Raw genomic sequence first — 25,498 nt, 5'->3', positions numbered from 1 at the left:
TTGGTTACATTTTAATACAAGGAATGGCGTCAAGTATGGGGATGTGAGTTTTAGTTGGTTGGTTCTTTGTGGTTATGGCCTAGCAATATGGGGTCTTGAGTAGCATCATTGGCCAATATTGATAGGGTTTCGTCCGTAAAGTCCAAGCGCTCCATAAAGACATCATAAGTGACGGTCTTATTGGTATTCCAAATGCGTTCCATTAGTACTGGAAGCCTTCTTCGTAAGCTACTGAACTCAATTTCTTGTGATTGCTCCCAAGTGCACATCTGGGCACCGATGATAGAGGAAGTCTCTTCCAATTGAATAGGGTTGGCTGTGGCAGGCGACCTCGACCACCAATTTTCAAAACGCCATAGGTTCCAATCAAAAATGGTTTGGGGCTCCCATTTTTTTTCATTGACCACATACAACGGTTTCCAAGACGCATTCACGACGGTGTACCCGGCATCGATAAGATCATTTGGCAAGTGGTATAGTGACTCAAATTCAAATACGATCATATCCTTTGGTATTTCGACCTGTCCTTCTTTTGCAAATCCCTCCCAGATACAAGTTTGTTTCCCATGCTTTTTAACGAGATCGTTTGTTCGTACTAAAAAATGGCGATATAATTCATGAACATCGTTATTGCCCAATGCATTTATCTTTATGTAGGCATTCACTTCTGGGTCCTCCATCACTTGGTCGAATCTTGCTTCGTCTCCACCGATATGAAAATAGGGTGTTGCCTTAAAAATGGGAATGATTTCAGAAAACAGGGTATCGAGGGCAGCATACACCTCTTCTTTACCCATATGAATGATATAGGGGTTTTGTTCATAAGCGGCTATTCCGAATAATTCCGGGTAGGCTGTTACCAAAGACTTTGCGTGTCCCGGAACATCGATTTCCGGAATGATGGTCACTCCACGCTCCTGTGAATAGGTCTCTAACTCGTTTAACTCCTCGAAGGAATAATGCCGGTCAGGTGTCGACAATTTTGGATATTTCTTGGAAGGTAAGGTATAGGATTGATCGTCGGTGAAATGGAGTTGTACATAATTCACCTTGTAATAGGAGGCGAGGTCGATTAGTTTTTTAATAGTGGCCATAGAATGCCAATTTCTAGCTAAATCGACCATAAGTCCGCGATATTTGGCATCTGGATGGTCATCTAGGGTCACCTGCGGAAAAAGCAAGGCCCCGTCTTCGAAAAGAGCCATCTGAAGTAGCGTAGTGCGCGCCATTGCGGCGGCTTGCGGACTACCCGCTTTGACCAAAATTCGATTACTGATTTCAATCTGATAGGCATCTTTTGCAAACGAATCATCAAGACGAAACAATAGAAGCGATTGGTCACCGTCGGTACTTATCGTTGGATTGATATCTGAAAGTACTTCAAGTTCTTTTTTGAAAACGGCCAAGACAGGCTGTAATTCGGTATTGGCGGCGGACATTTCAAAGAACTTATCCGTAATCAGAAACGCATGATTGCCTGCTTCTATCGATTTGGGTGTGGGAATGACCTGAATCGGAATTTTTCTTGAAATCAGGTTGCTTTTTTCCTGGCAAGCCACGAGACCCAAGGCAAATAGTAGGATCGACAATACTTTTTTCATCATTTTTGAAATAGGCGTTAATTAAAAAAAAGCCATTGCCTCATCAAATAGGCAACGGTTTTTCAATGGTATCTTCAAGTATCATTTCCGTTAGAGCAGAAACCAAGGTGGTTTTTTTTGAATATTGATATCATAAACATTGCCTTGAATGATAGACATGAAATAAGGATTTTCATGATCGTACCAATCGATATTTGGAGTTAAGCAGTTGTACACGGAGTGAATGACTCCCTTATTACCAAGTTCCCACTTTTTTTCTCGGTAGTATTTCCCTTTAATCAAAACTTTCATGAAGTCTTTCTTATCATGGAATATACTAAAAAAGGGTCACCGAGTGGTATATTCTTCCAATTTTTAAGGTAGTTGTAAGACTTTTAATTCGAGTAGTAATAAATGCAACATGAGTGTCAGTTTAACATCGGAACTCTGAGCACCACTCATAGCTTTGCCGTCTTCTGACAAAACCGCGAATTGGTTCTACAGAGTTTTGGGGTATCAGAATCGGCAAGATTCCTATACAGATAAATTTTCCAAAATGAGTCCTGATGTTCGAAAACATGTTCTAATTGAAGACTTTTAGTATAAGAGGTATCTATTTCACCTGTTGATAATAGGTAATGGCCTCCCATCTCTTTAAGGATATTAAAGTTAAAATCAAGCTTTTCAATTTTTTTTACTTTAGGCCTTAGAAAAAACATTTTCAAAGCATCGTTAAACGCATAACAGCGAGAACCCCAATTGTCATAGTAGTTTTTAATACTGGGATTCTTTTCTAGTTCAGGAGCAATTACCTTCCTAAATTTTAACTTATGCGCTAAGGGGTAATTTGGAAAATATCCATCTAGGGTATAAAACCCGTTGTATTGAGCAATCGAAGGATGCATACCTAGACTAATGACTCGATAATCTGAATTGGGTTGGCCAATGAAATCTTTTACTTCGGCAAATAACGATTCCGCATAAAACTCCTTATACGATGGTTGATTGGGTAGTTGATCCAAAACCTTAAGCTCTTGACCTATATAGCCAATTTGAAAGAATAAAATAATCCATATTAGGACCTTTCCTATGGTGCCATATTTAGACAAATGCCATAAGGCTAGGGCTAATAGAATATACCAGGTCATTGGGTGTAAGAAATGAAATCTTTGAAACTGTAGTGGCAGAAAATCGGTCATTAGCTCTGTTATACCACTTAGGGGCTCCCATCTGATAAAGCCATAAATAAAAGAAGTTAAGAGTAAGAAAACTATGGAATATAGGTACCTTTTATCAAGCTCTTTTTTGAACAATTGTAGAATTAGCACAACAATGATTGGAATAATCAGATACGTGTGAAAACTATGTGCATGATACTGGCCAAATCTAAGAATTTGGTCAAATTTATCAAGGCCTTCCGAGAAGAAATAGGGTTCAAAATAAAATGAAACCCGATGTGATGTATAGTCGCCCTTAAACAAAAATGAATAGATAAGGGGATAATGGCTCAGCAGATACGAACCGCAAAGTAATAATACGCCTTTCAGAAATAACCAATTTATTTTTTTGTATCGATACCAGTCATATGCTAAAATGAAAAATACAATTACCATAAAGAATATGCCCGAAAGTACTAATGAGGAATAAAATGCAAACCCTATGATAATGAGCCAATGATAAAGCCCAGATTTTCCGTTTCTTAGATTCATGAATGCATATGAAATCAATGGTAGTCCGCATACGCTTAAAGTGAAAGACCAGAATGGAAGCAATGAAAACATTAGTGAAACAAAAAAAGGAATTATTGAAGAAGAGTTCCTTGGCAATACATGTTTATTAAGCAATAGATGCATTCCGATGAACGCAACCAAACTCATGATGATTTTGTTAAATATGTAGCCTTCATACATGCCAAATAGATAAAACCATAAAAGACTGATATCATAATTACCATATAGCGCCGACCTTGGAATACCATTGAATACTTGTGGAACCAGATTTTGTGGATTCGAAAACATAGTGCCACTATCAAGTAATATTTTTACCCAACTGAGGTTCGAATCTAGATTGTCATGTATGGTAATATAGCTGTTTTCACCATTGTAGATATAAGGAAAATAATAGGCCAGTATAAGTGTTGAAGCTATTGTTAACTGTACTGCTATATTATTAAAGAAAGGCTTAAATGCTGATGACATTTCTATTTTTCAAACATTAAGAGAGATTCAATAATATATTGTAACTCATTATTTGTTAAATCATAAAATAAGGGCAAGCGAATGAGCGATGAAGAGTACCGATCACATTCAGGTAGTTCTCTCGATCCATGAAAATCGTGATAGAATTTGCTTTTATGCAAACTTTGATAATGAAACACAGCCAAGATTCCTAGATTTTTCAAATAGGTCAATATTTTTTGTCGCTGATCTTGATTTTCTACTACTAAGTAAAAAAGGTGGGCATTATTTGTTGCGTATTTCGGTATATATGGCAATTGAATTTTATGCTTCTTTGCCCACTCCGATAAATTATCATAGTAAGTATTCCAAATATCCTTCCTTTTTTGTTGTATATCATTGAGTTCGCCAAGTTGCGCATATAAAAATGCCGCAATGATATCGGAGGGTAGAAAAGAAGAGCCAATATCTACCCATTCATACTTATGTACTTTTTTTCTAAAAAAATCAGAACGGTTCGTTCCTTTCTCCCAAATTACTTCAGCTCTTTCTAGAAATTTTGAGTCATTAATAACGAGCATTCCGCCTTCGCCAGAAATAATATTTTTCGTTTCGTGAAACGAAAATGTTGCTAAGTGTCCAATCGACCCAAGAGCTTTTTTATCAGTTTTCGGATGCCCTATATAATAACTGTCGATAGCCTGAGCTGCATCTTCAATGACATATAAATCATATTTGTTTGCCAATTGCATGATTTTACCCATGTTACATGCGACGCCAGAATAGTGAACTACAACAATTGCCTTGGTTTTAGATGTAATGAGCTTTTCAATAGAATTCTCATCTATATTTGGACAGTCTTTTCTGCTGTCGGCGAAAATTATTTTTGCTCCTCTTAAGACAAAAGCATTGGCAGTACTAACGAAGGTGAATGAAGGCATGATTACTTCGTCAGCTTCTTTAATGTCAAGAAGTATTGCTGCCATCTCAAGAGCATCAGTGCAAGAAGTTGTCAACAGACAATTTGTAAAACCAAATTGTTTTTGAAAATAGTTTTGACACAACTTAGTGTACTTACCGTTTCCTGAAATCTGGCCATTTTTGACAGCATCTTCAATAAAACTTGTTTCTTTACCGGTAAGGTGGGGTTTATTGAAAGGAATTTGATACTGCGAGAAGTTCATTGCCCAAATTTAAGTCTAAATTTATTTTCAAAGGATACTAGATTCCCGCTATCATCATAAAAGTCTTTTACAATCAGTAGGCCGACGCCACAAACGATGTATACCCCCTCCTTTTTTTTAAAAAGCACCTTTCCTGGCCCCCTATTCGCTATAGTAACATCTTTTTCAGAGGCAGCATCAAGTATACGTAACCATTTTCCATTGAGCTTGGTTTTGGCTCCCTTATAGGGCGGGCCAACGGCATCGATGAAGCGTTTGATTTCTGTAGCGGAAAGATTCCAATCTATTTCATAGTCATCTTCATCACGCCAGAGACTATAGGAAGCCAAATTGTCTTTTTGCGGGTACGAGCTAAGTCGTTTTCCAAGGTAATCTTTCAATACTTCGTTTAAAAGATCAGCGTATAGCCTCGCCAATTTTTCTATAGCATTTTCAATTTTTATAGGATAAGAAATATTGAGTTTTACGTGGTTAACAATGTTACCGGTATCGAATTCTTCATTAGCTTCAATTACTGTAACGCCAATTGTTGTATCTCCATTGATCAGTGCAGTAACCAAGGGGTTAAAACCTCGGTATTTAGGAAGTAAGGAATCATGAAAAACCAAGAGGTTTGTAGCTGGGGAAATTATCCATCTCCAACCTATGGCTATACTAAGCTTAATTGACTTGTTCTCTTTCTCGTAGTTTCTGATATAAGACAGCAAATTAAGTTCTTTTGCAAGAAGGCGTATCTCGCTGGAAAAATCATTTGACACATTTTTATCTTGTCCAACAACGATATCGGTAATAGATGAAAGGTGTCTTGGTTTTAGTTTTTTTAAACTTTCGAATCCCTTTTTCCCAAGGAGGTACAATCTAACCATTGATGATTTGCTTCACGATGTAAAGGGGTCTTTTTCTGACGCTTTCAAATATTTTTCCAACGTATAGCCCGACTACTCCTAATGTAGCCATAATAACACCCGATAAGAACCAAATAGATACGATTAGGCTGGTATAGCCTAGAATAAATATATCTCCCCTTATCCACTTTAAAAGATAAACAAGTGCAATAAAGAAAGCCCCAATAGAAACTATTCCGCCCGTTTTAATAAGTAGGCGTATGGGTTTGTCTGAAGACGAAAGTATAATGTCTATGGCCAGGCGTAACAAAGACCTAAAATTATAGTTTGATTTTCCTTCTTGCCGGGGAGCATGGTTCACAATTATCTTGGTAGACTTAAACCCTACCCATCTTACCATGGTTGGAAAGTATCGAACGGACTCGCGCATTAGAATTACAGCATCAATTACTTTTCTGCTATAAATACCAAAGTTAGCTACACTTTCATCATGTTTAAAGCCAGTAAGATAGCTTAGTAACCTGTAAAACAATTTTGAAAACAATTTTTTCACAAAAGAATCTTTTCTTACGTGTCTGCTTGCAAGCACAATATCATAACCCTCCAAGGTTTTTTGATAAAGGTTTTTAATTTCTTCTGGTCGGTCTTGTAGGTCACAATCCATAACAACAATCCAATCTCCACTTGCACAATCTAATCCAGCGGTTATGGCACAATGCTGCCCAAAGTTTCTACTCAACTGTAGCGCTTTTACCTTTTTGTTTTCTCTACTGATTTTTTCTATTTCCAACCACGAATTATCAGTGCTGCAATCTTCAACTAGAATTATTTCATAGTCAGAGCTAATTTCTTGAATGTTTCTTTCAATCAAATTTACCAGTTGAGAAATGACTTTCTCAGCATGATATACCGGGCTAACTATGGATATTTTCATTCTAACGATTCAAGAATGACTACCGAATACTAGATAGTCAGAAAATATTATTTTTAACGCTGAATAGTATGTTTTAAAGCTAAAACTAAAAGAAGTGTAATCCAAAATCTACCGTTAAGGATCTCGTAGAGAACTATGTGATAATATGTCAACATTGCGACTGGTTAGATAAGGTTTTTTTAGTATAAACAATTTGATTTGCAACCTTGAAAAACATTATCAACGAAAAGAAAAATAGCAACATTAATTTAATGATGCACTTAACTATTTATTAAAGCGTTCTCAAATACTCCGCAACAGCTCTAGTATCCTCTTCCGACAAGTTCTGATTCAACATAATGGCGTTGTTATATTCCTTTAAAAGCGCCTTGGCTATTGGGTCTTCTTTGAGCATGCCATCGGGGTTGGCGATCATGTTCATCACCCAGGCCGGACTTCTTCTTTCATAGACTCCTTTCAAAGCGGGTCCGATCATCCGTTGCTCCGCCATATGACAAGCCGTGCATATCGCGCTGAATTTTGCTTCTCCAGCAGCAGCCAATTCGGTATCGATATCGGAAGGAAACTCGATATCTTTGAACGGACCGACGCCGTCATTATCCAAATCTACCGGCACACCTTCAGAAGCTGTTTCAGCTTTCACTTCCTTTTTGGCACGGTTCATTTCAAAGCCTTCCTTTTTTTCTTCCTTTTTTGATTCACCACAGCTCATCAACAATCCGCCGATAGCCACTACTACGAGTAATTTTTTCATGTAAGCCGAATTTCATTCGTGTCGATCTAAATCGACATCTGTTTGTATTAGGTCACTAATATAAGGAATCACCAAATCTAATCCACTTCATTGAAGAAATTTATCACTCTTTTTTCCGTATACGTGATATTTTTGGGCCCCGTAAAACCGACATGACCGCCATGCTCGGGCATTTCGAGAAAGAGGTTTCGATGAACCCTAGCCTCTTTTTCAGGATAGCACTCCGGGCCAAAAAAGGAATCGTTTTTAGCATTGATGATCAGGGTAGGAATCTTGATTTGCGGTAGAAACTGTAAGCAACTGCATTTCGCATAATAATCTAATGCATCCGTAAAGCCATGGGCGATACTGGTGTAGACATCGTCGAAATCCTTTAGGGTTACCACCCTTTTGATATCGGCATCTGATATTCTCTCCGGAAAGCGTTTTTGCTTCTCCTTTAATTTGTTCAGCAAGTTTTTTTTGAATCGAATCGCGTAGAGTATGTTCTTCGGTTTCAGCAGTTCCTTACAAGAACTATATAGGTCACAGGGAACCGAAATACCTATGGCTGCCTTGATCTGTTTTGGAAGCACCCGATTTTCCCCTAAATACTTTAGGGTCAAATTACCCCCAAGACTGAACCCTTTAATATATATAGCGCCATAGTCTTTTGTCTTTAAGAGGTGTTGAACAATGGCGTCTAGATCTTCGGTAGCTCCTGAATGGTAAGAGCGGAATAGACGATTGGTCTCTCCGCTGCAGGTACGCAGGTTGACGGCGCACACATCGTATCCGTTTCGATTGAATTGCTTGGCGCTTCCTTTCATATAGGCCCGCTGAGCATTTCCTTCAAGACCATGGATCAGAATTACGACTTTTTTGGAAATGCCCTCCGAAAAGCTCCAATCCAAATCCAGAAAGTCACCATCGGGTAGTTCAATGCGTTCTCTCTTTTGTTCAAAACCATTGACCGTTCTGACGACACCTGCATAGATGGTCGACAGATGGCCGTTTTTGAAGAAAACGGGTGGGCGGTACAGAGAGGGAATAAGCGGCATTAGTATAGGATGTTATCTTTTGGAAGTACGTCGACAGGTAAATCTTTTTCATCTAACATATCCCGCAGATCGATTTCTATAGTGCGGCATAAGGCCGTCATGGGCACATCGTTGATGCGTCCTTCAAAGGGGTCCTCGCTGTTGTCCCCAATAGTTTCCATAGTTGTAAAAATCCAAGAGATCAAGACCGAAAACGGAATCATTAAAAAGATATACCAAGGTTCCACCTTTCCGAGCGTGGCCATGGCATCATCTTCAAAGACATCCAGTAATCCAAAGGGCAGCAGCAATACAAATATCCATGTGAATACCTTGGAAAAGTAACCGTACTGGCGTGGAAAAGGAGTGTTTTTGATACGCTCGCACTTACCTTGAAGATTATAAAATTCCTCCAAAACAGATTGCATCTGATCTTCTTGAAAGCCATCAATGATACCTTTCCGTTTTAGCTCAAAGATATCGAAAGCTTGATTTTTAACCAAGTGGGTGGCCGGGTTCACCCTTTTTTTTAGGTCACTGAATTCTCGCATGCTGACGTAATTATAGGCTTCATTACAAGAGATATTCCGTTCCTCATGTTTGTCAAAAACCTTCTCTACCAGTCTATTTTTCTTCAAGGCCCATGACTTTGGTTGGCGCAACTGTACCCGTAAGGAGTTGATCCAGGCAATATGGCGATGAATCATTTGAGTATGTATTTTTTGGTCATGTTCAGGGTCGTCCGATCTGACAAAACTCAAAACTTGGATAGCCCAGGTACGACTATAATTCACGATACCGCCCCAGATTTTACGTCCTTCCCAAAACCGATCATAACTTTGGCTGTTCTTAAAACCGATATAGAACGCCACCGCAATACCGATAACACTCAACGGTTGAAAAGGAATGTCGATAAAAGTCCACCCCAAAAAATGGTATAAGCAAAAAATACCGCCCGCGTAAAACGTAAAGAAGATGAGGTTTTTCCATGCATACCTGAGAATCAAACCCCAGCCTATATTGCGTTTTATGTACATTACGAAATTTTTTGAAAGTTGAACGGCGAGCGTTAAAAATACGTAAAACTTTAAGAATCGGCATGGGTCGGTGAAGGTCTATTTGAATCTTTATCGTAAATTTCAGTATGGCTTTCAAAATGAAAAAATGTGCGCATTTAGCGGTAATCGATACCGTTAAAACTCCGAAAGAATACCAATGCGAAGAATGTGTGAAGATAGGTGGTGGCTGGGTGCATTTGAGAACATGTCAGCGTTGCGGTGTGACCCTGTGCTGCGATAGTTCACCCAACAAACATGCCAGCAAACACGCCCAAGAAAAAAAGCATCCTGTAATTAGTTCCGCCGAACCCGGCGAAAAATGGATGTGGTGTTATGAACATGAATTAATTGCTAGATATTAGAAAATGACAGACCCTAGATTTCCTGAATTGACCCAGCGGCAGATCACTATCCTCAAAGAGCACGGTACAATTGAATCTTTTGATACGGATACCCGAGTATTTACCTTAGGTGATTTGCAATATGATTTCTTCGTAGTGCTCGAAGGGGCAATAGCGATCGAAGACCCGACCAACGAAAATGCCCTAATTGTTGAACACCAAAAAAACGAGTTTTCCGGGGATAGTGGTATGCTTTCAAACCGCAGTGCTCAGTTTCATGCTATTGCAAAAGGGGGTACCACCCTGCTTAGGTTGACCCCACTCGAACTACGAAGAGCTATCGCCAAGCATAGCGATATCAGCGACCTGTTGTTGAATGCCTTTTTATTACGCCAGCAAACGGTACTCTCTGAGTTTACGGGGGGTCTTAAATTGGTCGGTTCGGGCAATTCAAAGGAGACCTATGCCATTCGCGATTTTATGGATAAAAATCACATCTGGTATAATTTTATGGATGTCGATAGTTCAGTGGAAGCAAAAGACCTGTTGTTGAGCTTCAATCTTGACGAGGCCGATTTACCGATATTGATTACGAGTGACACCAAAATCTGTAAAAATCCTTCTCTGGATTCTGTGGCACGAAATTCGGGCGTCTTAATGGAATTCGAAGATAAGGTCTTTGATCTGTTGGTTATCGGAGCGGGGCCTGCCGGACTGGCAGCTAGCGTCTATGCGGCTTCCGAAGGACTCGATGTAGTTACGATCGACAGTAATGCCCCAGGCGGGCAGGCCGGTAAGAGTTCGAAAATCGAGAATTATCTTGGGTTCCCTACTGGGATTTCCGGAAGCGAACTGGCTAATCGCGCCTATGTACAGGCCCAAAAGTTCGGCTGTAATATTTCGATTCCGCATCGCGCAAAAAGTATCGAACATACCGGAGATCATTTTGTGTTATGCGCGACCAATGGAAAGGAAATCAAGACCAAGGCATTGATTGCCGCTACTGGTGCACGGTATAGTAGACTTCCTTTGGAGGATATAGAACGCTATGAAGGCAGTGGAGTGTATTATTCCGCTACGGGAATGAACGCCTCTTCATGTAAAGATGAGATCGTTGGTGTGGTAGGAGGTGGCAATTCTGCGGGACAAGCCGCACTGTTCTTGGCCGACCACGCCCAGGAAGTACATGTCATTTTGAGAGGAGGTGACCTTGGTTCGAAAATGAGTAATTATTTGGTACAGCGCATCGAGGCGGCCCCGAATGTTTTTGTGCACCTCTTTACCCAAGTGACCCAGTTGAATGGAACGCACCATTTGGAGAGTCTGATCTTAGAAACGAAAGATGGCGAACAAACTGAAAAGGCCATTACCAACTTGTTTACCTTTATCGGTGCCAGGCCTGGCACCGATTGGTTAAAAGGATTGGTCACTACGGATGAAAAAGGATTTATATGTACGGGCCCAGGTATTGAGGAGAAAGCGCTATTCAAATGTGATATTTTCAGAAAGCGAAAACCGCAATCGCTTGAAACGAGCATACCGGGATTCTTTGCGGTAGGTGACGTGCGAAAAGGGTCCGTGAAACGGGTTGCTTCGGCGGTTGGCGAAGGCTCAATGGCCATTAGTCAAGTACACCAATTCTTGGGCGAATTGAATGCCCGGAAAACGATGGAGGTGTAAGATTTTTTTATTTAGGATAGATTTCCAAAACTTTTGCCTGCACTTCAATCGCAGATTTGAACTCCGATTTTAGGGAATCTACCAAGGTCGAAACAGGAACCGAATCTTTGATCATGGCCGAACCCTGACCGGCAGACCAGATGGTTTTCCAAGCTTTTGCTTCGGTATCCAGTTCCTTACCAAAATCGATTTTCCGGTCCTTTTTTAAATCCTCTTCCGTGAGTCCTGCGGCTTTGAGACTAGCACCCAAGAAATTGGCGTGCACTCCCGAAATAGCGGCAGTATAGGTAATATCACTTGCCCCGGCATCGATGATCATTTGTTTGTATTCGTCCGGCGCTTTGGCCTCATCGGTATTAATGAAGCGTGTGCCCATATAGGCCAAATCGGCACCCATTTGTAGAGCAGAGGCAATATCGCGCCCTGTGCTGATACATCCCGAAAGAATAATCGTCTTGTCAAAGAATTTTTTGATTTCGGAAACCAAGGTCATTGGGTTGATCGTACCGGCATGCCCACCTGCACCGGCGGCAACTAAAATCAATCCATCGACACCGGCTTCCTGCGCTTTTTCGGCATGACGTTTTTTGATGATGTCGTGGAAAACCAATCCTCCGTAACTATGAATGGCATCCACCACCATTGAAACTGCACCCAATGAGGTGATGATAATCGGCACCTGGTGTTTGATGCATAGTTTGATATCGGCCTCTAATCGTGGGTTGGTTTGGTGTACGATCAAATTAACGCCGAAAGGAGCCGCCTTTTTGCCTGTTTCCTTCTCGAATTTTTGAAGTTCCGTTTTTATCTCAATGAGCCATTCCTCAAAACCTTCACTGGTTCGCTGGTTCAAGGCGGGAAAAGTGCCTACGATACCGTTTTTGCAACATTCAATAACCAATTGAGGGCCCGAGATCAAGAACATCGGGGCAGCGATTGCAGGTAGTGAAAGGTCTTTAATAAATGCGGGTTTTTGGCTCATGATAGTATTTTCTTGATTTAAAAATAGCGATTAATTCCTTCGAATAAGTGTGGCTGTTTTTCAAAACTATGGTATTTTTATCATTCCTATGCATGCATAATAAATTATTTCTTCAATGTATCGTAAAGAATTTGAAATTCGTTGGAGTGATGTAGATGCCAATCGGCACCTCGCCAACTCCGCTTATCTGAATTATACCAGTCATACCAGAATCGCTTTTTTGTTGGAGCTCGGTTTAAATCAAAAATCTTTTACACGTCTGCAAATGGGGCCTGTAGCATTTTATGAACACCTCTATTACTTTAAGGAAGTGTTGCCGGGAAGACCGATTCAGGTTTCTATGGAGGTGGTAGGAATGAGCGAAGACGGTAAGTTTTTTGAATTCAAACATGATTTCTATAATCATCAAGGGGAAAATGTTGCTCGCAGTGAAATGATGGGCGCATGGATGGATTTAAAAACGAGACGTCTTACCGTACCACCAAAAGAATTCATCGATGCGCTAAATGCAATGGATAAGCAGAGTGGCTTTCGCGTTTTAACTAAAGCGGATACAAGAAAGTTGGCACGGGTGCCGAAGCATCTGAATAGTGGATTTTAATTTCTCTGCAAGGTAAAGAGCCTTTCATTCGACCGAATTTTATCCCAATAGAACTTTTTGTGCGCCCGGTTCATCCTTTTTCGCTTTCGGATTTTAGCAAATAAGTCAATCTTGCCGTCCGAACATCAAAGACGAACAATCATGCTATTAGTATTAAAAAGAAGTATCCCTCTTGTTTTATTCTGGGGTATCCAATTCATCAACAATCACGGTTATGGGCAACTATCAACTCCAGTAGGGGAGATTAAAAACCTGATAGGTGAGGTGGTTTCTACCGATTCCATTGAAGTATTCCTGCAGACTCAAATGAAAGCCCTTGATGTGCCTGGAGTATCATTGGCAATTATCAATGAGGGCGAAGTGGCATATCATTGGGTAGAGGGGTATGCCGATCTGGAGAAGAAGATAGTGGTTACGGATAAAAGTATCTTTGAGGGCGCCTCCCTTTCCAAACCGCTATTCGCTTATTTTGTACTGGGCTTTGTTGAGGAAGGAAAATTGGATTTGGACACACCTCTGTACGAATATTTGCCCTACCCGGATATCGCCCAAGATGAACGCTACAAAAAAATCACGGGGAGAATGGTACTTACACACACCTCTGGATTTCCGAATTGGAGATCGGATTACGATGGTGGTGAACTGTTCATTTCTTTTGAGCCGGGCAGCACCTTTCAATATTCAGGAGAAGGGTATCAATATTTAGCGAAGGTTTTGGCACATGTAATGGACACAGACGATGCCGGTCTAGAGGCGATGTATCAAGAGCGGGTCGCACAACCTTTACATTTGAAACATACCAAGTACATTCAAGATGCCGAAAACATGAAAAATAAGGTGCACGGATACATCGAAGGCAAGGCGGTCGAGGAAGATGACGACCCTAACATTTTTGGATCGGCATTTTCGATTCATTCCGAAGCCCTCGATTTTTCAAAATGGCTGATTGCGTTAATGAATAAAAAGGGGTTGTCCGAGAAAAGTTATCAAGAGCTTTTCAAAAGCCAGGTAACCTTGCCAGAAGGGCATCCACAGACGCAGGCGGGAGTCACGGACTGGACCCTTGGATTCGCAAAGGCCAAAATGCCCTTCGGAGAGGCCTTAGGTCATGGAGGGAATAATCCTGGCTACACCAGTATTTTTATTATTGTTCCTGAAACACAATGGGGTTTTGTCATGTTTACCAATGGTAATCAGTCTCCATTGCCGATGGTATTCCTTGAATACTTGATGACTCCATAGTATTATGTGGTGTGCATTCCATTGTAGCGAACTTCATTATATTGGCAACAGCAAATTCCGAAGATGAACACGTTCAAGTTTAACCGATCCGACTATAGGTTCATTCTAATTTACCTTTTAGGCGCAGCCATTTGGTTATTGTTCCGATGGAACGTGCAAAACTATACGTCTTTTGAAATTATCACAGGATTGGTGGGTTTTGTAATCAAGAATCTACTATTGCTTTATATGTTCAGGTGGTTGATCAATAGATACCTGATCGTGAAAAAGAATTACGTCGTTTTCATTGTATTGGCTTTCGTCGCATGGGAGGCGGTCGGATTTCTCGATATGTGGCGTGATTATTTTACGGCCCACCAACCGTGGGAGCTCCCTTCATTTGAAATCATGCTCATCGAAAATTTCCATAGAAGTGCCACAGACTCTGTAATGTTGATTGGTTTGGTGCTCGGTAAGAAGTATTATGAGAATAAACTAGACACGATTGCATTACTCAATAGCCAAAAGGATTTGGAGCTTAAAGTGCTCCGAGCCCAATATGACCCGCACTTTCTTTATAACAGTCTGAATACCATAGATGCGTTAATCGACTATTCCCCAAAAGAAAAAGTAAAAGAGTATATCGGGCATTTGGCCTCCCTATACAGGTATTTGATCCATACCAGGGATGAAGATATTGTTCCTTTGGCCAATGAACTTGGCGTTGCTAAAGACTATTTTTATTTGATCGAAACCCGTTTTGCAGGTGATTACAGTTTTGAGATTATCGAAAGAGAACCCCCACTTGCCCATTACCTACCCCACGGTGCCCTCCTAACGGTCTTAGAAAACGTCGTTAAACACAATGTGGCATCTAGCGATGAAACCATAACGGCCAAAGTGATTATCGATAAGAAATCGGTCAGTATTATCAATTCGATTTCCAAGCCAACAAGAAAGGTGACATCTATGGGTACAGGTCTCAAAAATTTGAACAAACGCTATCGACTGTTAAGTGATCATACTATCCGAATTGAGGAAAAAGACAGTAGTTTTAACATCGTATTACCTTTATTGCACCTAATCGAATAAGATGAATCGCAACATGCGTATTTTCATATTGGAAGACGAGGTTCCGGCCAAGAAAAAACTGGTCAGCTACCTAATGGATTTTTTCGGGGAAGCCACTCGATTCGACTGTGCCAGAAGTGTGAAGGAAGGCATTGAATTTTTGCAAGCAAACCAAGACTATCATCTTATACTTTCAGATATCAAGCTGCTTGACGGTACCGCCTTCGACGTTTTCGGAAAAGTAACCATTAAGGCCCCTATCATCTTTTGTACGGCCTATGACGAACATTTACTTGAAGCGTTTCAATCCAACGGCATCGCCTATATCTTAAAACCCTATCAAAAGCGAGATCTTGAAAGTGCTCTCGAAAAGTTTGAAGTCTTATTTGAACCCAAGGTTTTCAAGAAAGATATGTTTTACCAATTAAAGGAAGCCCTGGAAAGTAATCTTGAAAACTACAAAAAGCGATTTGCGATTAAGAAAAGAGATGGAATACAACTATTGAAGACGTCCCAGATAGTCTTGATACAAGCTCATGGGGATTTTTGTCAAATTGTCGATTCCAATGGTCTCCGGCATAGTATTTCAAAAAACATGGGCACATTGACGAAAGAACTTGACCCCAAACAATTCTTTAGGATTAACCGGAGCCAAATTGTCGGAATCGGGTATATCGAAAAAATAATACCGTATGCCAAGAATAGGCTTGCGCTCAAGATTACAGGAGTGAAAGAAAATGCAATTACGAGTACCGCCACGACAAGGAGTTTTAGACTATGGATAGAGAGTTAACATGGAAAAAATCCATATATTTGGATAAATTCCTAAATCATGAAACGTTCGGGCACGGCTGATTTATTGCTGCATGGTGGAGCAGTACCGTCATGGTTGTTCCACCGTATGAAGCAATTGACACTGCCGATTGTTGAAGCCTTGATTGAAGAAAAAGGAAAAGATGACTTTCTGGAACGCCTTTCCGATCCTTTTTGGTTTCAAAGTTTCGGGGCGGTCATCGGTATGGATTGGAATTCTTCCGGAGTGACGACAACGGTGTTGAACGTGCTGAAACAATCTATTAATCCGGTGTCCAAACAATTGGGACTTTACGTCTGTGGCGGGAAGGGAAAAAAATCACTTCAGACCCCTAATGAGCTGGTAGTGGTCGGGAATAAGACCGGACTTGACGGCAACTATCTTTCAAACTGTAGTAAGCTAAGCGCAAAAGTTGACAATACGGCCTTGCAAGACGGGTATAACCTATACATTCATAGCTTTGTGGTGAGCGATACGGGAAAGTGGTCTGTCGTGCAACAGGGAATGCACCCTACGAATGGTATGGCACGGCGGTATCACTGGCATTCCGAAAATTTGAAATCTTTTGTCGAGGAACCCCATACGGCCGTCTGCGGAGAGAACCAAGGGAATATCTTGAACCTGGTTCATCAAAAAGCCTTACCTACACAGCGAGCCATTTTGGAGATTGCAAATGAGCATCCGGATAAGATCTTAAAGGAAGTACCCCATCTTTTGGTACCCGTATATCATCATATCAAACCCAAAGATGTCGATATGAAACGACTGGGCAGCATTTTATGGTTGGCACAGGAAAACGAGACACATACGTTCGAGGATTTACTATTGTTAAAAGGGCTCGGTCCAAGAACCCTACAATCATTGACATTGGTCAGTGAAATCATTCATGGTACCCCATCGAGATTCTCCGATCCCGCACGTTTCGCCTTTGCTCATGGAGGAAAAGACGCGACCCCCTTTCCCGTGCCTACCAGAGTGTATGATGAGACTATTGATGTCCTTCGAGAGGCCGTGAACAGGGCCAAGATCGGTAATTCCAACAAACTTCAAGCGGTAAAAAAGCTGACTGCGTTGGCGCAAAAGGCTGAAAACGGATTTAGCCCCAATACCAATTTCGAAGCCTTGGTTCAAAAAGAAAACGAGGAGTCGTACAAGCATGGCGGCCGTAGTGTTTTTGGTTTCGCCAAGCCCCCTTCCCAAAATACACAATTGCGGTTGTTCTAAGGTCAGGAATCACGGGTGCGACTCGTATTTCATATTCATAAAATGGAAGAAATAGAATGTTATTTTGTATACCGTATACAATATTGACTATATTCGAGCTATGCGAATCACCAATGACGAATTGAGTAAGCAAGCCTACAAAAAGGTAAAGCAGATGATCGTTTCCAGAAAGTTGGAGCCGGGCCAGAAAATCGTACAAGAACAATTGGCCGATAAGTTGGGCATCAGCCGAACCCCGCTTCGTGCGGCCCTACGGATGCTGGAAGCCGAATCACTGATCGAGTCCATTCCCCGACGGGGCGTGGTCGTACGTCAGTTCAGCGATGCCGAGATCATTGAAATCTATGATTGTCGAATAGCCTTGGAAAGTACTGCTGTTCGGCTTTTTACGGAGAAGGCTTCCCAAAGTCAGGTCGATCGTCTTCACAAGGTGCTGTCCATTTTTGGGAAAGGGACCATAGATACGCGGCAATACCAGCAGGCGGACAGTGAATTCCATGATATGATCATCAAGAATTGTGGGAATGCATTTCTGTATGATCTTTTTCAAAAGGGCAATCTTTTAGGCTGTATTGATAGGATCGGCTTGGTACGTACCCCTGAAGAGACCTTGCCGGAACATTTGAACATCATCTCCGCAATTCATCAAAGGGACGTAAACCTTGCGGAAAAATTGATCAAGAAACATTTGGAAAAATCCAGGCAGCTCATCCTTAAAAAAATGAAAGATGCCTAGTACATCTTGGTTTCCAACCCGTTACAAAATGGTTTTTGGCACGTTCCTTCTGGCAATGATCGTGCTCTTTGACCGCATTTTACTATCCGTCGCCAAAGATCCCGTCGCGGAATCATTGCAACTGTCCGACAAACAAATGGGGTGGGCCATGAGTATTTTTGCCTTGGGCTATGCGCTCTTTCAAACGCCGGCCGGACTCTTCGCCGATAAATACGGTCCGCGCAAGATATTAACCGCGGTAGTTTCGCTTTGGTCCCTGTTTACCGCCTTGACCGGAGTGGTCTATAATTACGGCATATTAATGGTCGTACGTTTTCTCTTCGGTGCTGGGGAGGCAGGGGCTTTTCCCGGGATGGCCCGTGCCATCTATAGTTGGATTCCGTTGCAGGAACGGGGCATTGTTAATGGAATCAATTTCTCTGGAGGCCGTATTGGGGCTGCATTTGCCCTACCCATGGTCGCTTGGCTAATGGAACTTGTAGGCTGGCGCATGACCTTCGTGATTTTAGGGGGAGTGGGGCTGTTATGGGGTCTTATATGGTACCTGTGGTTTCGAGATAATCCTGAAGATCATAAGGGAATGCCAACGGATGAGGCGGCTTTTATCCGTGCTCATACGAATCGGAGTACGGGGGAAGAAGAAAAGACCAAGATCGATTTTGGAAAGCTGTTCAGGTCCAAGCAAATGTGGTTGTTGATGGGACAGTATTTCTCTAGTAATTTCACCTTCTTTTTCTGTTTGACATGGTTGTTTCCCCATTTGAAGACCACATACGGTCTTGATGCTTTGGAAGCCGGCTTTTACGCCTCTGCACCACTAGTTTCTGGCGCTTTGGGCAATTGGTTTTCCGGGTTTATGGTCGATTACATTTACAAAAGAGAAAAGTGGGCGCTCTCGAGAAAAGCACCCGCTATTATCGGTTTTATTTTGGCTTCCGTGGGCATTGTCGCTAGTGTGTATATGGAAACGGTCACCCCCGCAATCATCTTCATTTCCATAGCCGTTTTCGGCGCTGATATGACCCTAAGCCCTTCTTGGAGTGCCTGTGTCGATATCGGAAAGCAGTTTTCCGGGGCCGTAAGCGGCACTATGAATATGGCCGGGAATATCGGGTCGTTCTTGACGGCTCTGGCCTTTCCGTATTTGTTGGATATGACAGGCTCCGAAGTTCCCTTTTTCTATCTGGCCGCAGGGCTCAATGTGTTGGCGATACTCTTGTGGTGGGGAGTAAACCCAGAGAAGCCACTTCAACTAATTAGCAATACTAAACTATGATTACCAAAGAAGATTTTAAGTATGTCTGCGAGAAATCTATCGATATGATAGAAGAAGCCGGAATTCTATTGACCGAGCAGGACAAGAAAAATATCACAGCGGCAGATTTTGGACTGAGTCGAATCAAGGCAGAAGGGGTTCAGATTCTTACCCTATTCGATACTGATCGCATGGCGGCCAAGATTTTGGTATTACTCCCGCACCAGACCGAGCCGGAACATTGGCATCCACCTGTTGGCGACGACCCAGGTAAGGAAGAAGTGATTCGGGGCATCTGGGGCGACCTGACCTTTTACATCCCAGGAGCCGATACGATGCAAGTGGGCTTTATTCCAGAAGGAAAAGAAGCCTGCTACACCATGCGAAACGAAGTAATCATTAATCCGGGAGAGCAACTAGTACTTCCCCCAGGCACCAAACACTGGTTTCAAGCGGGTGCGCGCGGGGCTGTAATGTATTCGTTTTCCACCAAGGTGACCGACCTGATGGACGAGTTTACCGACCCCAATATTGTAAGGGAGACCAAAATCGAGGGGTATTAAGACCCTAGAGAGAGATAAAAAGACGCCCGATGCATCGGGAAGAACTATAACTAGAAATTTATGAAGCAGAGTATTATCACCGCATTTTTGGGGAGGACCCAAGATCGATTTTCCGAGTATCAAGAACCAACCAGTTTAGTAGAACGTCTAGACTTGGTCGTTAAGATTCCTGGGGTTGACGGTGTCGAAATCGTATATCCCTATGAAACGGAAGAGGCCGCCTCGACCAAGCAACTCTTCGAGGAGCGGGGGCTGAACTTTGCAGCAGTCAACGCGAATATCAAAAAGGAAACCCAATGGGTGCCGGGTGCTTTGTCACGTTCCGACGCCGACTTGCGAAAAGGGGCAATAGCCATTATCAAAAAGGCCAAGGACTATGCCAAGGCAGTAGGCGCACCATTGGTGACCTGTTGCCCACTTTCAGATGGGTATGATAACTTGTTTCAGGTCGATTATCCGAAAGCGTGGCGGAATATGGTAGAATCAATAGCAGAAGCAGCGGATTACATGCCTGAAATGCCATTGTTTATCGAATACAAAATCAATGAGACCCGGGTACATGCACAATTGGACACTTGTGCGAAAACGATACTGTTTTTAAAAGAGGTCGGCAATAGGGCTACGGGTGTGACCATCGACTTCGGGCATGCCTTGCTGGCCAAGGAAAATCCGGCTCAGGTCATTGCTTTGTGTGAAGAAACCCAAACAGACTATTATTTGCATACGAACGATAATGACTTCAATTTTGATTGGGATTTGATTTCGGGTTCCCGGAACTTTCTACACACGGTAGAATTCCTTTTCTATGCCAAGGAATATGGGTATGACAAGTATTTTACCGCTGATGCCTCTCCACGTATTTTTGACATGATCGGTTTCTTTACGGAACATGCCGAAATGAATCTGGCCCTTTGGAATTTGGTCGATAAGCTAGATCGTAAGAAGTACCGGCGATTGATGGCCGAAGAAAAACATATGGATCTGATGCGTCTGGTACGCAAGGAAATCTATCGGCTTTAAGCGTTCTTGGCCCGGCCGGCACGGGGTTTTCTACTGGCGAGATACACGCCGACCAAAACCAAACAGGCCGCCAATATTTTCAGGGTGGTCAATGTGTCTTTTCCCATGGCAACGGCATAGAGAATTCCGATTAGGGGCTGTACATAAACAAATGCGCTCAATGTAGACGCGCGTAACTGTGTCAAGGCAAAAATATTGAACAAGTAGGTACAAAACGTAGTGCCGACCACCACAAAAATGATACTCCATATCGCTTCAAGGGGCAGATGGGCAAAGTCTATTTCCATGAATTCCTTATACCCGAACGGAAGTACGAGAAAAATTCCTAAAGTAAACAACCACTTCATAAACGTAAACGGATGATAGTTATCGATCAAGGTTTTCACGACAATGAGATAGGAGCCATAGAATACGGAGTTCATTAGAATTAGAAAATTCCCCAGAGGAATGTTTGGGGCATCCTGCCTAGTTTCCGAGGAAAAGAAAATGAGTCCTAAGGCTCCGATGAGTCCGATTGTGATACCCAGAATTTTCCGCCCCGATATTTTTTCCTTGATCCATATCGCGGAAAGGATCAATACGATAATCGGAGTGGTAGTGACCAAAACCGCACTATTGATAGGGGTAGAGAGCGCCAACCCCTTAAAGAAGACCAACATGTTGATACCCATGCCGAGAAGGGCACAGACCAACATACGCATATAATCCGTTTTCCGTAGGCGCTCTTTTGGACCGAAAAAGGAAATCAACCAAAATAGCAAGGCTGCACCACCTACTCGAAAGATGATAAACCCAAAGGGCTGCACATAATGTGGCATCACTCCTTTAGCAATCGTATGGTTAAGCGCATAAATGGTGGTTGCGCCAATGGCCGCTAGTATGGCTAGAGTTCGTTTGCTCAAGAATGAATGGCCTCTTTGGCAGCCTGAACCACCTTTTTACTATTGCCTACAAATATGTGCCCGTTCAGCAGAATGACCGGACGTTTTAGAAAGGTATAGTGCTCTAAGATCAAGTTTTTGAAGTCCGTCTCCGCAAGTTGCTTTTCGTGCCACCCTTGTTGCCGGTACAAACGCGCCCTTTTACTGAACAACGCTTCATAGCTTCCGGCAAAGGTTTTCATTTCTTCTATCTGTTTTTCGGTCATGGGATCGGTCTTGATGTCTTGAAGTTCAAAATCGCTTGGCAACTCCAATTCTTTGATGATACGTTGACAGGTATCACAGGTGCTTAGGTGGTATAGTTTCTTCATCGCTAAGGTATTATCAGTTGTAAATTTTTATGATCGTTCCATTTTCCGATCCAAGTACACTCTGCTCATATCCGGACACTACTTTTTCCATAGAGACGGGGGTATGGCCCGGAAAATAATCTTTGTACTTTTCATAGGTGTCTTGAACCATTCCTGCGGCTACGGCATTTAATCGAACGTCTCTTTGAAGCTCAAGCGCCGTAGCTTTTACAAAGCTATGGATTGCTCCGTTGACCATGGCCGCACTTGCAGTTTTTGGTACCGGGTGTTCCGCTAAAATACCCGTTGTCAAGGTAATGGAACCTCCTTCGTTCAAGTGCCGATACCCTAAACGCGTTAGATTGACTTGCCCCATGAGTTTACTGCGGAACCCAATGTAGTAATCGTCCTCCGTTAAGTTTTCAAAGGTAGCCCATTTCGCATCACCTGCTGCACAGATAATCGCATCGATGTTGCCAATGGCGTCGAACATCCGCGTAATCGATGAGGAATCGGTGATGTCGACCTCAATGTCTCCATTGCTTCTTCCTGCAATAATAACTTCGTTATCCTTTTTGAAATGCGCGGTCAATGTTTTTCCTATGGCGCCATGGCCGCCGACGATCAGTAGTTTCATGTAGTTGTAGTTTTAGAATTCATTTTAATCGATTATCGAGATTTGGAAGTCGTTTACTGGCCCAAGGCGATGCTTACTGCCTTGGCCGAATGTATTTTGGCCGTATCGAATAAGGGGATTGAAATATCGCTTTGGGAAATCAGTAGGGGAATTTCCGTACATCCTGCAATGATGCCTTGGGCCCCTCTTTTTTCGAGACTTGCAATGATTTCAAGATAGACCGCCTTTGATTTTTCCGATAACACCCCCTTCACCAATTCATTATAAATAATGTCGTGGATTACTTGCCGCTCTTCAGGATTCGGAATAAGAACCTCTAAGCCATAGACCGCTTGAAGTATTTTGGTATAGAAATCCCTTTCCATAGTAAACTTGGTGCCGAGTAGGGCTACTTTTTGTAACCCATCGTTTTGGATAGCCTCTCCTGTGGCGTCGGCAATGTGAAAAAAGGGTATGGCCACCGAATTGGTAATACGGTCGCTCACCAAATGAATAGTGTTGGTACACAATAATACCATGTCGGCCCCAGCTTTCTCAAGCTTTATGGATTCGTTGGCAATGATATCTCCGATTTTGTTCCAGTTCCCTTCGAAAGTGAGTTTTTCGATTTCACCGAAATCCACAGAGGTCATTATGACCTTTGCCGAGTGTGAACCCCCTAACTGTTGCTTGATCATGGTATTCACATGCTCGTAATAGACCTTTGAGGATTCCCAGCTCATACCACCGATTAAACCTATTGTTTTCATTTTTTCTTTTTTTTGGATTATTTGATTTTAGACAACTCTTCTGCATTGCATATGGTGATGGTAGCGAGCAGTTGAGATAGCATTTTTTTCCATTTTGAACGCTGTGATTGGCGACACAACGGTTCATTCATCGTGCATTGTTGCGGATTGTTCATCATGTTATATATTTATATATCGCTAATTGTCGATATGGATTAAGCAAAAAAATTATAGTTCTTCTTTTAAGGCCTTTACATAGCTCTTGATGACCTCTTCATTCCGTTTGTAATAGGTCCATTTCCCATGTCTTGTAGGAATGACCAATTGTGCTTGCTGCATCGAATTCAGATACGTCGAGATAGTAGATTGCGACAATGCGGTCTTATCTTGTATATAACCGACACATACACCATCATCAAAATGATCGATATCTTGGTGGGGCGGAAAGTTCAATTCAGGCTCCTTCAACCACTTTAAGATTCGCACACGGGTCTCGTTTGATAATACTTTACTAATTTCGACAATATTCACAGGACAAATATATAAATAATATTTACATATCTAGAAATATAGATATGTTTTTATGAATTGTATCTTCAACTAAATATAAAAAGATTGGAAAAGCTCTTTGACATTACCCTTAAAAACAGAAAGATTCTCTATAAGATTCTTAAGAATACTCCGAAGGAGGCCCTACTCGAAATTCCTCCCGGTTTTCGCAACAATATCTGGTGGAATATTGCACATGTTGTGGTCACACAGCAACGTTTGGTCTATGGCAGGAGCAACTTACCCATGCGTATGTCGAATGAGTTGATCGACAAGTTCAAGAAAGGTACTGTTCCTGATGGTACGGCCACGGATGACGAGATGGAAGAAATTGAAGGATATCTTTTTGCCACCGCCGAATGGATACAGCAAGACTACGAGAACGGTATTTTCAAGAACTTCGACCCATATACGACGACACCTGGTGTGGTTTTGGAGTGCGTAGAAGATGCCTTGGCATTCAATGTTTTTCACGAGGGCCTGCATCTTGGGGTCATCCTATCGCTCCAAAAAGCTCTAATGAAATAGTATTATAGTTTTGTTTCAGTTGCCATGAACTTCTGAATTTCCTCAAACGGCAAAACCAGCTCAAGAGTACCGTCGGCAAAGGACGAAATCTCATATTGGTTATAAAGTAAGGTTAGTCCTTTTTCGGTAAATCCGATATTTTCAGGAAGATAAAAGGAATCTTCCTCGAACATGAAGCCGGTATGGTTGATCGGTTTGTCGGGTGGAATGTTCTCTTGTGCCCGAAATTTGCTTTCTGCCAAATGTTGAAATGCCTCACTATTTTTAAACAGTTGCCAGTTTTCCAATTCGTGTCCTTCGATTTTATCAAAATTAAGGAAGCGTTCCGAAGAGTACCCATGAGCTCCTCCCGTAAATAGAAAGGCATTTAAGGCAATGCTCAGTATCGACGCGTTCTCAAAAGTGATTTCAGCATCGATTTTCGCCTCCCAAGGCGTGGTCTCGTCAGCATAGCGCTGCTGGAGTATTTCAAATCCCGATTCAAAAGATGCCATGGCCGTATTGATATCCGAAACCCCAGACTCCTCATCGAAATGTAGTAACGAAATGACCTCTTCACGTAAGGCCGTATTGACCACACGGGCCAGTTTAGTGTCATCAATGGCTTGAGGAATCTTTATTTGAATAGTACAATTAACGTTGGATTCACTTTGAATTAGGACGGGTTCAAAAGTAAGTTTGTCGTGGTTTTGGCAACCAATGAGCAGCAAAAGCATGCAAATAAAGCAAATGGAAGATTTCATTTCGGTATCAGTGATTGGGGTCT

At 42.1% G+C, this 25,498-nt stretch carries 28 protein-coding genes; 12 read left to right on the top strand and 16 right to left on the bottom strand.

Translation table 11 applies throughout. The features are described from left to right. Window positions 1-50 precede the first annotated feature (50 nt). From ACKWCA_RS04045 to ACKWCA_RS04005, 9 genes are all read right to left on the bottom strand, one after another. A complete protein-coding gene (locus ACKWCA_RS04045) occupies window positions 51-1,604 on the bottom strand; it encodes a family 20 glycosylhydrolase (RefSeq protein WP_413976855.1) in 1,554 nt (517 codons plus the stop codon). Between the two features lie 87 nt (window positions 1,605-1,691). After that, the gene (locus tag ACKWCA_RS04040; protein WP_413976854.1) at window positions 1,692-1,892 is read right to left on the bottom strand and encodes a hypothetical protein; all 201 of its coding nucleotides are present in this window, start codon (window positions 1,890-1,892) and stop codon (window positions 1,692-1,694) included. A gap of 146 nt (window positions 1,893-2,038) precedes the next feature. Beyond that, the gene (locus ACKWCA_RS04035) at window positions 2,039-3,778 is read right to left on the bottom strand and encodes a DUF6044 family protein (RefSeq protein ID WP_413976853.1); all 1,740 of its coding nucleotides are present in this window, start codon (window positions 3,776-3,778) and stop codon (window positions 2,039-2,041) included. A gap of 2 nt (window positions 3,779-3,780) precedes the next feature. Further along, complete coding sequence (gene rffA / locus ACKWCA_RS04030) at window positions 3,781-4,941, bottom strand: dTDP-4-amino-4,6-dideoxygalactose transaminase (RefSeq protein WP_413976852.1); 1,161 nt, start codon at window positions 4,939-4,941, stop codon at window positions 3,781-3,783. After that, window positions 4,938-5,807 carry a formyltransferase family protein gene (locus tag ACKWCA_RS04025; RefSeq protein ID WP_413976851.1) on the bottom strand — a complete coding sequence of 290 codons (870 nt, stop codon included), beginning with the start codon at window positions 5,805-5,807 and terminating at the stop codon, window positions 4,938-4,940. The genes rffA and ACKWCA_RS04025 overlap by 4 nt, the downstream gene beginning before the upstream one ends. Then, entirely contained in the window at window positions 5,800-6,720 is a 921-nt protein-coding gene (locus ACKWCA_RS04020) for a glycosyltransferase family 2 protein (RefSeq protein ID WP_413976850.1), read from the bottom strand. The genes ACKWCA_RS04025 and ACKWCA_RS04020 overlap by 8 nt, the downstream gene beginning before the upstream one ends. A gap of 271 nt (window positions 6,721-6,991) precedes the next feature. Further along, window positions 6,992-7,474, bottom strand: a complete 483-nt coding sequence (locus tag ACKWCA_RS04015) for a c-type cytochrome (protein ID WP_413976849.1) — start codon at window positions 7,472-7,474, stop codon at window positions 6,992-6,994. A gap of 77 nt (window positions 7,475-7,551) precedes the next feature. Next, a complete protein-coding gene (locus tag ACKWCA_RS04010) occupies window positions 7,552-8,514 on the bottom strand; it encodes a YheT family hydrolase (protein ID WP_413976848.1) in 963 nt (320 codons plus the stop codon). Then, window positions 8,514-9,530, bottom strand: coding sequence for a bestrophin family protein (locus ACKWCA_RS04005; protein WP_413976847.1), 1,017 nt, complete (start codon window positions 9,528-9,530; stop codon window positions 8,514-8,516). The genes ACKWCA_RS04010 and ACKWCA_RS04005 overlap by 1 nt, the downstream gene beginning before the upstream one ends. Before the next feature lie 107 nt (window positions 9,531-9,637). On the opposite strand from ACKWCA_RS04005, the gene ACKWCA_RS04000 reads away from it, so the two are divergent. Together ACKWCA_RS04000 and ACKWCA_RS03995 are read left to right on the top strand one after the other, a co-directional pair. Beyond that, entirely contained in the window at window positions 9,638-9,913 is a 276-nt protein-coding gene (locus ACKWCA_RS04000; RefSeq protein ID WP_413976846.1) for a UBP-type zinc finger domain-containing protein, read from the top strand. 3 nt (window positions 9,914-9,916) lie between these two features. Further along, window positions 9,917-11,572, top strand: a complete 1,656-nt coding sequence (locus ACKWCA_RS03995; protein ID WP_413976845.1) for an FAD-dependent oxidoreductase — start codon at window positions 9,917-9,919, stop codon at window positions 11,570-11,572. 7 nt (window positions 11,573-11,579) lie between these two features. Here ACKWCA_RS03995 and ACKWCA_RS03990 read toward each other — a convergent pair whose 3' ends face one another. Next, window positions 11,580-12,554: an NAD(P)H-dependent flavin oxidoreductase gene (locus ACKWCA_RS03990; RefSeq protein WP_413976844.1), complete on the bottom strand. Its 975-nt coding sequence runs from the start codon at window positions 12,552-12,554 to the stop codon at window positions 11,580-11,582. 115 nt (window positions 12,555-12,669) lie between these two features. Between ACKWCA_RS03990 and ACKWCA_RS03985 the strand changes: the two genes are divergently transcribed. The 9 genes from ACKWCA_RS03985 to ACKWCA_RS03945 all read left to right on the top strand — a co-directional run bounded on the left by ACKWCA_RS03985 (window position 12,670) and on the right by ACKWCA_RS03945 (window position 21,059). After that, a complete protein-coding gene (locus ACKWCA_RS03985; protein ID WP_413976843.1) occupies window positions 12,670-13,155 on the top strand; it encodes an acyl-CoA thioesterase in 486 nt (161 codons plus the stop codon). Between the two features lie 141 nt (window positions 13,156-13,296). Further along, window positions 13,297-14,397, top strand: coding sequence for a serine hydrolase domain-containing protein (locus ACKWCA_RS03980; RefSeq protein WP_413976842.1), 1,101 nt, complete (start codon window positions 13,297-13,299; stop codon window positions 14,395-14,397). Window positions 14,398-14,460: 63 nt separating this feature from the next. Further along, the gene (locus tag ACKWCA_RS03975; RefSeq protein WP_413976841.1) at window positions 14,461-15,468 is read left to right on the top strand and encodes a sensor histidine kinase; all 1,008 of its coding nucleotides are present in this window, start codon (window positions 14,461-14,463) and stop codon (window positions 15,466-15,468) included. Window position 15,469: 1 nt separating this feature from the next. After that, a complete protein-coding gene (locus ACKWCA_RS03970) occupies window positions 15,470-16,240 on the top strand; it encodes a LytR/AlgR family response regulator transcription factor (RefSeq protein ID WP_413976840.1) in 771 nt (256 codons plus the stop codon). 39 nt (window positions 16,241-16,279) lie between these two features. Next, window positions 16,280-17,485 (top strand): DUF763 domain-containing protein, encoded by a 1,206-nt coding sequence (locus ACKWCA_RS03965; protein WP_413976839.1) that lies wholly within the window; start codon window positions 16,280-16,282, stop codon window positions 17,483-17,485. Between the two features lie 100 nt (window positions 17,486-17,585). Continuing rightward, a complete protein-coding gene (locus ACKWCA_RS03960; protein ID WP_413976838.1) occupies window positions 17,586-18,221 on the top strand; it encodes a GntR family transcriptional regulator in 636 nt (211 codons plus the stop codon). Further along, a complete protein-coding gene (locus ACKWCA_RS03955; RefSeq protein ID WP_413976837.1) occupies window positions 18,214-19,497 on the top strand; it encodes an MFS transporter in 1,284 nt (427 codons plus the stop codon). Before ACKWCA_RS03960 ends, ACKWCA_RS03955 begins: the two co-directional genes overlap by 8 nt. Beyond that, window positions 19,494-20,039, top strand: a complete 546-nt coding sequence (locus ACKWCA_RS03950) for a cupin domain-containing protein (RefSeq protein ID WP_413976836.1) — start codon at window positions 19,494-19,496, stop codon at window positions 20,037-20,039. Before ACKWCA_RS03955 ends, ACKWCA_RS03950 begins: the two co-directional genes overlap by 4 nt. A 60-nt stretch (window positions 20,040-20,099) precedes the next feature. Further along, a complete protein-coding gene (locus ACKWCA_RS03945) occupies window positions 20,100-21,059 on the top strand; it encodes a sugar phosphate isomerase/epimerase family protein (RefSeq protein WP_413976835.1) in 960 nt (319 codons plus the stop codon). Here the strand turns inward: ACKWCA_RS03945 and ACKWCA_RS03940 are convergent. The 5 genes from ACKWCA_RS03940 to ACKWCA_RS03920 form a co-directional block, all read right to left on the bottom strand. Further along, window positions 21,056-21,961 (bottom strand): DMT family transporter, encoded by a 906-nt coding sequence (locus ACKWCA_RS03940; protein WP_413976834.1) that lies wholly within the window; start codon window positions 21,959-21,961, stop codon window positions 21,056-21,058. The two genes, ACKWCA_RS03945 and ACKWCA_RS03940, sit on opposite strands and share 4 nt — an antisense overlap. Continuing rightward, a complete protein-coding gene (locus ACKWCA_RS03935; protein WP_413976833.1) occupies window positions 21,958-22,311 on the bottom strand; it encodes an arsenate reductase family protein in 354 nt (117 codons plus the stop codon). Before ACKWCA_RS03935 ends, ACKWCA_RS03940 begins: the two co-directional genes overlap by 4 nt. 13 nt (window positions 22,312-22,324) lie before the next feature. Further along, entirely contained in the window at window positions 22,325-22,927 is a 603-nt protein-coding gene (locus ACKWCA_RS03930) for a short chain dehydrogenase (protein WP_413976832.1), read from the bottom strand. Window positions 22,928-22,980: 53 nt separating this feature from the next. Beyond that, on the bottom strand, window positions 22,981-23,676 hold the full coding sequence (locus ACKWCA_RS03925; protein ID WP_413976831.1) for an aspartate/glutamate racemase family protein: 696 nt from the start codon (window positions 23,674-23,676) through the stop codon (window positions 22,981-22,983). A gap of 207 nt (window positions 23,677-23,883) precedes the next feature. After that, window positions 23,884-24,141 carry an ArsR/SmtB family transcription factor gene (locus ACKWCA_RS03920; protein ID WP_413976830.1) on the bottom strand — a complete coding sequence of 86 codons (258 nt, stop codon included), beginning with the start codon at window positions 24,139-24,141 and terminating at the stop codon, window positions 23,884-23,886. Between the two features lie 129 nt (window positions 24,142-24,270). Between ACKWCA_RS03920 and ACKWCA_RS03915 the strand changes: the two genes are divergently transcribed. Beyond that, window positions 24,271-24,732 carry a DinB family protein gene (locus tag ACKWCA_RS03915; RefSeq protein ID WP_413976829.1) on the top strand — a complete coding sequence of 154 codons (462 nt, stop codon included), beginning with the start codon at window positions 24,271-24,273 and terminating at the stop codon, window positions 24,730-24,732. Window positions 24,733-24,734: 2 nt separating this feature from the next. Here the strand turns inward: ACKWCA_RS03915 and ACKWCA_RS03910 are convergent, their stop codons facing one another. Beyond that, window positions 24,735-25,475 carry a DUF3298 and DUF4163 domain-containing protein gene (locus ACKWCA_RS03910; protein ID WP_413976828.1) on the bottom strand — a complete coding sequence of 247 codons (741 nt, stop codon included), beginning with the start codon at window positions 25,473-25,475 and terminating at the stop codon, window positions 24,735-24,737. Window positions 25,476-25,498: the final 23 nt, after the last annotated feature.

It is taken from the genome of Maribacter corallii (genome assembly GCF_047345415.1).
Classification (GTDB): Bacteria; Bacteroidota; Bacteroidia; order Flavobacteriales; family Flavobacteriaceae; genus Maribacter_C.
The sequence above is the reverse complement of the archived record's forward strand: the minus strand, read 5'-3'. Positions and strand labels throughout refer to the sequence as shown.

Coding starts and splice junctions, on each gene's coding strand:
- ACKWCA_RS04045 (WP_413976855.1), bottom strand. CDS start 1,604: ATGATGAAAAAAGTATTGTCGATCCTACTATTTGCCTTGGGTCTCGTG.
- ACKWCA_RS04040 (WP_413976854.1), bottom strand. CDS start 1,892: ATGAAAGTTTTGATTAAAGGGAAATACTACCGAGAAAAAAAGTGGGAA.
- ACKWCA_RS04035 (WP_413976853.1), bottom strand. CDS start 3,778: ATGTCATCAGCATTTAAGCCTTTCTTTAATAATATAGCAGTACAGTTA.
- rffA (WP_413976852.1), bottom strand. CDS start 4,941: ATGAACTTCTCGCAGTATCAAATTCCTTTCAATAAACCCCACCTTACC.
- ACKWCA_RS04025 (WP_413976851.1), bottom strand. CDS start 5,807: ATGGTTAGATTGTACCTCCTTGGGAAAAAGGGATTCGAAAGTTTAAAA.
- ACKWCA_RS04020 (WP_413976850.1), bottom strand. CDS start 6,720: ATGAAAATATCCATAGTTAGCCCGGTATATCATGCTGAGAAAGTCATT.
- ACKWCA_RS04015 (WP_413976849.1), bottom strand. CDS start 7,474: ATGAAAAAATTACTCGTAGTAGTGGCTATCGGCGGATTGTTGATGAGC.
- ACKWCA_RS04010 (WP_413976848.1), bottom strand. CDS start 8,514: ATGCCGCTTATTCCCTCTCTGTACCGCCCACCCGTTTTCTTCAAAAAC.
- ACKWCA_RS04005 (WP_413976847.1), bottom strand. CDS start 9,530: ATGTACATAAAACGCAATATAGGCTGGGGTTTGATTCTCAGGTATGCA.
- ACKWCA_RS04000 (WP_413976846.1), top strand. CDS start 9,638: ATGGCTTTCAAAATGAAAAAATGTGCGCATTTAGCGGTAATCGATACC.
- ACKWCA_RS03995 (WP_413976845.1), top strand. CDS start 9,917: ATGACAGACCCTAGATTTCCTGAATTGACCCAGCGGCAGATCACTATC.
- ACKWCA_RS03990 (WP_413976844.1), bottom strand. CDS start 12,554: ATGAGCCAAAAACCCGCATTTATTAAAGACCTTTCACTACCTGCAATC.
- ACKWCA_RS03985 (WP_413976843.1), top strand. CDS start 12,670: ATGTATCGTAAAGAATTTGAAATTCGTTGGAGTGATGTAGATGCCAAT.
- ACKWCA_RS03980 (WP_413976842.1), top strand. CDS start 13,297: ATGCTATTAGTATTAAAAAGAAGTATCCCTCTTGTTTTATTCTGGGGT.
- ACKWCA_RS03975 (WP_413976841.1), top strand. CDS start 14,461: ATGAACACGTTCAAGTTTAACCGATCCGACTATAGGTTCATTCTAATT.
- ACKWCA_RS03970 (WP_413976840.1), top strand. CDS start 15,470: ATGAATCGCAACATGCGTATTTTCATATTGGAAGACGAGGTTCCGGCC.
- ACKWCA_RS03965 (WP_413976839.1), top strand. CDS start 16,280: ATGAAACGTTCGGGCACGGCTGATTTATTGCTGCATGGTGGAGCAGTA.
- ACKWCA_RS03960 (WP_413976838.1), top strand. CDS start 17,586: ATGCGAATCACCAATGACGAATTGAGTAAGCAAGCCTACAAAAAGGTA.
- ACKWCA_RS03955 (WP_413976837.1), top strand. CDS start 18,214: ATGCCTAGTACATCTTGGTTTCCAACCCGTTACAAAATGGTTTTTGGC.
- ACKWCA_RS03950 (WP_413976836.1), top strand. CDS start 19,494: ATGATTACCAAAGAAGATTTTAAGTATGTCTGCGAGAAATCTATCGAT.
- ACKWCA_RS03945 (WP_413976835.1), top strand. CDS start 20,100: ATGAAGCAGAGTATTATCACCGCATTTTTGGGGAGGACCCAAGATCGA.
- ACKWCA_RS03935 (WP_413976833.1), bottom strand. CDS start 22,311: ATGAAGAAACTATACCACCTAAGCACCTGTGATACCTGTCAACGTATC.
- ACKWCA_RS03930 (WP_413976832.1), bottom strand. CDS start 22,927: ATGAAACTACTGATCGTCGGCGGCCATGGCGCCATAGGAAAAACATTG.
- ACKWCA_RS03925 (WP_413976831.1), bottom strand. CDS start 23,676: ATGAAAACAATAGGTTTAATCGGTGGTATGAGCTGGGAATCCTCAAAG.
- ACKWCA_RS03910 (WP_413976828.1), bottom strand. CDS start 25,475: ATGAAATCTTCCATTTGCTTTATTTGCATGCTTTTGCTGCTCATTGGT.